Genomic DNA, 4,861 nt, shown 5'->3' on the forward strand with positions numbered 1-4,861 from the left:
TGAACACCCCGTACGGCAGCCCGGACGTCGAGCCGGACATCGCCGTCTCCGCGGAGTTCACGGCCCCCACCGAGTACACCGTCGTGCTCAAGCCGGACCTGAAGTGGGCCAACGGCCACGACCTCACCGCGTCGGACGTCAAGTTCACGTTCGACCGCCAGGTGGCGATCGCGGACGAGAACGGCCCGTCCTCGCTGCTCTACAACCTGGACAGCACGGAGGCGGTCGACGACACCACGGTGGTCTTCCACCTGAAGTCGGAGAACGACCAGATCTTCCCGCAGATCCTGTCCAGCCCTGCCGGTCCGATCGTCGACGAAGAGGTCTTCGCGGCCGACGCGCTGACGCCGGACACCGAGATCGTCGACGGCAACGCGTTCGCCGGCCAGTACACGATCACCAGCTACTCCTTCAACGAGCTCATCTCGTACGAGGCGTACAAGGACTACATGGGCGTGCTCCCGGCCGCGAAGACCCCCGAGGTCAACGTCAAGTACTACGCCGACTCGTCGAACCTCAAGCTGGACATCCAGGAGGGCAACATCGACGTGGCGTTCCGGAGCCTCTCGGCGACGGACATCGAGGACCTGTCGACCAACGACAACGTCAAGGTCATCGACGGCCCGGGCGGGGAGATCCGCTACATCACGTTCAACTTCGACACGCAGCCGTTCGGCGCCAAGACGCCCGAGGCCGACCCGGCCAAGGCACTCGCCGTCCGTCAGGCGGTGGCGGACCTGATCGACCGGGCCCCGCTGTCGGAGCAGGTCTACAAGGGCACCTACACGCCCCTGTACTCCTACGTCCCGGACGGCCTCACCGGTGCCACCGAGTCGCTGAAGGGTCTGTACGGCGACGGCGACGGCGGACCTGACGCCGACAAGGCGAAGGCCGCCCTCGAGGACGCCGGTGTCACCACGCCGGTCACGCTCAGCCTGCAGTACTCGAACGACCACTACGGCCCGTCGTCGGCCGACGAGTACGCCCTGATCAAGGAGCAGCTGGAGAAGGACGGCCTCTTCACGGTCGACCTGCAGACCACCGAGTGGGTGCAGTACGCGAAGGACCGCACCGCCGACGTCTACCCCGCGTACCAGCTCGGCTGGTTCCCGGACTACTCGGACGCCGACAACTACCTCACGCCGTTCTTCCTCACGGAGAACTTCCTGAGCAACCACTACGTCAACCAGGAGGTCAACGACATGATCCTGGAGCAGGCGACGACGGCCGACGCCGACGCCCGCACCGCGCTCATCGAGGGCATCCAGGACGCCGTGGCGCAGGACCTGTCCACCGTCCCGTATCTTCAGGGCGCCCAGGTGGCGGTCGTGGGTACGGACGTGACCGGCACCGAGGACACGCTCGACGCGTCCTTCAAGTTCCGCTACGGCGCGCTCGCCACGAGCTGACCGCAGCAGCACCGCATGCCGACGGTCCCGCCTCCGAGCAGACTCGGGGGCGGGGCCGTCCGGCTCGTCCGACCGCAACAGGCAAGGAACCCATGACCTCCATGACCACCGACGCCCCCTCGGGCGTCGCGCCGGCGCCGGACGCGCGGGCGCCTCAGCGCAGGCGACCGGGCGGCAAGCTCGGCAGCTACCTGCTGGTCCGGTTCCTGCTGATCTTCCCCACGATCTTCATCCTGGTGACCACCGTCTTCGTCCTCATGCGGGCGACGGGCGACCCGATCACCGCCTCGCTCGGCGGTCGCCTCACCGCGGACCAGCTGGCCGAGCGCATCGAGGCCGCCGGCTACGACCGGCCGATCTTCGTCCAGTACCTCGAGTACCTGGGCCGGGTGTTCCGCGGCGACTTCGGCACCTCGATCTCCGACAACCGACCGGTCACGGAGATCGTCCTCACGTACGGCGCGGCGACGCTCGAGCTGGCGTTCTACGCGATGCTCGTCGCGCTCGTGGTCGGCATCCCGCTGGGTCGCATCGCCGCGGCCCGCCGCGACAAGGGCGTGGACGCCTCGCTGCGCATCTCCGGGATCCTCGCCTACGCGACGCCGGTGTTCTTCGCCGGCATCCTGCTCAAGCTCGTCTTCTCGGTCTGGCTCGGCTGGCTCCCGGTCGCGGGCCGCGCGTCCACCGACACGCAGATCGAGCTCCAGCGCAACGGCGCGGGCACGGGGATCTACCTCATCGACGCGATCAGCACGGGCAACCCCGCGGCCGTCCTCGACGTGCTCGAGCACGCGATCCTGCCGGCGCTCGCCCTCGGCCTGCTGACCGGCGGCATCTTCCTGCGGCTGGTCCGCACCAACGTCATCGGCACCCTCAACACCGGCTACGTCGAGGCGGCCCGGTCGCGCGGCGTCAACGAGCGCCGCCTGCTGCGCCAGCACGCCTGGCGCCCCGCGCTGGTGCCGATCATCACCGTCATCGGCCTGCAGGTGGCGCTGCTGCTCAGCGGCGCCGTGCTCACCGAGAAGACCTTCGAGTGGAAGGGCCTCGGCTTCCAGCTGGTCCAGTACCTGCTCGCGCGCGACTTCGTGGCCGTCCAGGGCATCGTCGTGCTGCTCGCCGTGGTGGTGGCGCTGACGAACTTCGTCGTCGACGTCATCGCCGCGCTCGTCGACCCGAGAATCAGGTACTGACATGACCGACCTCATCCCCGAGACCGGCCTCGTCGTCGCCCACGCGACCCCGCCGACGCCCGAGCACACGTCGCTCTGGAAGCGGCTGCCGGTGGTGCACCAGGTCCGCACCAGCGTCGGCCTGCAGCGCACCATGCTGCTCGTCGGCATCGTCCTGACGCTGGTCTTCCTCGTCGTCGCCGCGTTCGCTCCGCTGCTGGCCCCCTACGGCTACGCGCAGCTGAGCTCGGGCGACGTGAACTTCGGCGCCCAGCAGCCGCCGTCCGCCGAGCACTGGCTCGGAACCACCGTGGGCGGCTACGACGTGCTCTCGCGCACCATCTGGGGTGCTCGCCCGGCGTTCCTCGTCATCGTGGCCGCCGTGGTGCTCTCGATCTTCATCGGCGTCATCGTCGGCCTGGTGTCCGGGTACTTCGGCGGCTGGGTCGACCGCGTGCTCGTCGTGATCGCGGACGCGCTCTTCGCGTTCCCGTCCCTGCTGCTCGCCATCGTGGTGGCCATCGTCATCAGCGGCGGGCAGTCGTCGATGTGGGGCGGGGTCATGGCGGCCGCCATCTCGCTGTCCGTCGTGATGATCCCGCAGTACTTCCGCGTGATCCGTGCCGAGGTGGTCCGGGTCAAGGCCGAGGCGTTCGTCGAGTCGGCCCGGGTGATCGGCTCGGGCCCCGTGCGGATCATGGGCCGGCACGTCCTGCGCAACTCGACGCGGACGCTCCCGCTGATCCTCACGCTCAACTGCTCCGAGGCCGTCCTCACGCTCGCCGGGCTCGGGTTCCTCGGGTTCGGCATCGAGCCGACGAAGGCCGGGGACTGGGGCTACGACCTGTCGCGCTCGCTCTCCGACGTGACCAGCGGCATCTGGTGGACCGCCGTGCCGCCCGGCCTGGCGATCGTGCTCACCGTGCTCGGCGCGACCCTGGTCGGCGAGTCGCTCAACGACCTCGCGGACCCGCGCCTGCGCACGCGCCGCGCCGCGAAGGCCGCGGCCCTGAGCCCGGTCACCGCCGTGCCCGGCGGGGTCGCCACCGACCGCGTCCCCGGCGTCGAGAGCATCGACGAGCTCGAGGGACCGTCCGACCTGTTCGACGACGACGAAGGACCCCGCTCATGACCAACGTCGTCGACATCACCGACCTGCGGGTCTCGTTCGCCACCGACTCGGGCACCGTCCGCGCGGTCGAGGGCGTCACGCTGCAGGTCGCCTCGGGCGAGGTGCTCGCGATCGTGGGCGAGTCCGGCTCGGGCAAGACCGTGACCGCCCGCTCGATCCTGGGCCTGCTGCCGGAGACCGCGCTGACCAGCGGCGCCGTGCTGCTCACCCGCAAGGACGGGTCGGCCACCCACGACATCGTCACGCTGCGCGGCAACGACCTGCGGGACGTGCGGGGGCGGGACGCAGCGATGGTGTTCCAGGAGCCGTCGACCGCCCTCAACCCGGTGTTCCCGGTGGGCTGGCAGATCGCGGAGGGCCTCCGGGCGCACCGCAAGCTGTCCGACAAGGACGCCCGCGCGCAGGCCATCGAGGTGCTGCGGCTCGTCGGCATCCCGGACCCGGAGCACCGCGTCGACCACTACCCGCACCAGTTCTCCGGCGGTCAGAAGCAGCGCATCGTCATCGCGCAGGCGCTGGTGCTCGACCCGGGCCTGATCATCGCGGACGAGCCGACCACCGCCCTCGACGTGACCGTGCAGGCGGAGATCCTCGACCTGCTGCGCCGGCTTCCGCAGGAGTTCGGCTCCGCCATCGTGCTGATCACGCACAACATGGGCGTCGTCGCGGACCTCGCCGACCGCGTGGCGGTCATGTACAACGGCGAGATCGTCGAGCAGGCGGACGTCCACACCCTGTTCTCGGCACCCCAGCACCCGTACACCCGGCGCCTGCTCGACGCCGTGCCGCGGGTCGGCGGCCGTCGGCTGCGCGACCGCGTGCGGGTGGGCGACGAGCTCGAGGCCATGGCGGTCGACGAGTCGGCGACGCCCGTCGTCGAGGCCACCGACCTGCGCATCGTCTACCCCGGTCGGCTTCGCCAGCCCGACTTCACCGCGGTCGACGGCGTCGACCTGGTCATCCGGCCGGGCGAGGTGCTCGGGCTGGTCGGAGAGTCGGGGAGCGGCAAGACCACTATCGGGCGCGCGATCGCCGGCCTCACGCCCATCAGCGACGGGTCCCTGAAGGTCCACGGCGTCGAGATGCTCCGCGTCAAGGAGAAGACGTTCCGCCCGGTCCGCAAGCGCATCGGGTTCGTCTTCCAGGAC

Annotated in this window: 4 protein-coding genes; all 4 read left to right on the forward strand. The window is 70.0% G+C overall.

What is annotated here, in order from left to right:
• The coding region (locus AC1DUQ_RS17680; protein ID WP_477074243.1) for an ABC transporter substrate-binding protein at positions 1-1,409 on the forward strand (1,409 nt) is incomplete at its 5' end.
• 101 nt (positions 1,410-1,510) lie between these two features.
• Positions 1,511-2,602, forward strand: a complete 1,092-nt coding sequence (locus tag AC1DUQ_RS17685) for an ABC transporter permease (RefSeq protein ID WP_477061628.1) — start codon at positions 1,511-1,513, stop codon at positions 2,600-2,602.
• Position 2,603: 1 nt separating this feature from the next.
• On the forward strand, positions 2,604-3,713 hold the full coding sequence (locus AC1DUQ_RS17690; RefSeq protein WP_477061112.1) for an ABC transporter permease: 1,110 nt from the start codon (positions 2,604-2,606) through the stop codon (positions 3,711-3,713).
• Positions 3,710-4,861: ATP-binding cassette domain-containing protein (locus tag AC1DUQ_RS17695; RefSeq protein WP_477074244.1), on the forward strand; the 1,152-nt coding region annotated here is incomplete at its 3' end. The genes AC1DUQ_RS17690 and AC1DUQ_RS17695, both read left to right, overlap by 4 nt.

Source organism: Cellulomonas sp. P4_B5_2, assembly GCF_056402235.1.